Source organism: Alcaligenes sp. Lyrl_28 (assembly GCF_051948705.1).
GTDB classification, from domain to species: domain Bacteria; phylum Pseudomonadota; class Gammaproteobacteria; order Burkholderiales; family Burkholderiaceae_B; genus Alcaligenes; species Alcaligenes ammonioxydans.
In genome coordinates this window covers 1-1,306 of record NZ_JAYJLG010000016.1, presented here as the reverse complement: position 1 = coordinate 1,306, position 1,306 = coordinate 1, and the positions used below count along the sequence as shown (strand labels likewise).

The 1,306-nt window shown below is 54.7% G+C and carries 1 protein-coding gene; it reads left to right on the top strand.

All coding sequences use genetic code 11. The features are described from left to right. Positions 1-298: 298 nt before the first annotated feature. Positions 299-1,306 (top strand): S8 family peptidase (locus tag VF694_RS16390; protein WP_440164911.1); only part of this gene is annotated, 1,008 nt, incomplete at its 3' end.

Genomic DNA, 1,306 nt, shown 5'->3' with positions numbered 1-1,306 from the left:
AGGCCGCAACCAGGATCACGCCGGTTCACTGTTCATGAAACTGCGCTTCTGATTGAAACCCTCAAGGCGGGCTTGGCATTTAGCCAAACCCGCTGCGAGCTTACAGGCGACCAACAAAAATCCCTGCGATACGCATGCATGGCATGGGTCCCCACAAGAACACGATCTCGACAATACTGCAGTCCCTAACAGCCGGATTAAACGGCTATGCCGTTAAATGAAAGATGCCTTGAGGACCTCCACGGCAGGTTTTCACAACGAGTGGCCACCCTCCTTAGCAAATCCAAGTAGATAAGACATGTCGAACAAGAAACGCAACACCTCTATGCTGGTGCAGTTGGCTTTGTTAAGCCTGACTTTACCTGGTATCGTCCACGCCGATTCTGAGAGCTCGCTGGAGCAATGGCGCACCAAAGAATATAAGCGTCAACCCGGCCTGGACATGATCAATGCCGCCAAAGCCTATTCGCTCGGCTTTACGGGCCAGGGCGTCACGATCGGTTATCTGGACTCGGGCATTCAGGCAGATCACCCGGAGTTTGCCGGCGCTATTGCAGGAGGCTTTGACTTTACCAGCAACAGCCTCTACGCCAATGGCCAAGGAGTCGATACTCAGCCTCCTGCCGGGCACGGGAGCCATGTTGCCGGAATCATGGGTGCGAGACGTGATGGAGCAGGCATGCACGGGGTCGCTTTCAATAGCCAGCTTTTTGTCGCTGCTTACGGCATGGTTGCTGACGATGATGATGATGATGGTGATGATGATGATGACAATGACGGCACTGCACCGACTCCAGACGATATAAGGGCCTTTCAAGATCGAATGCTCTCTAATGGCTGGAACTATCTCGCCCAATTCAAGCTACCCATTATCAATAGCAGTCTAGGGCTCAATGACTGCTCAAGGTCCTATAACCCGCCCTGCCATATTGTGGACTATGGCTCAGCGCAAAGCGCCCTAGAGGCCCACCCTCTGATCATTGAGTCCTTCAAGAACAGTGCGCAGGCCGGCTCCCTGATGGTGTTTGCTACCGGCAATGAATCTCAAGACCACCCCGATTTTCTGGCCGGTTCTCCCTATTGGTTCCCCGAGCTGAAAGACAACTGGCTGGCCGTGACGGCAGTAGGGGAGGACGGTTCATTGGCCGTCTACGCCAATAAATGTGGGGTTGCCGCCGAGTGGTGTTTGACCGCGCCAGGGGGGCAGTGGGATCCTGGCATCAACGCCGTCAACTCGGACGGCGGCTATACCTATAAAAGCGGCACCTCCATGGCATCACCACATGTGGCCGGAGCAGCAGCATTA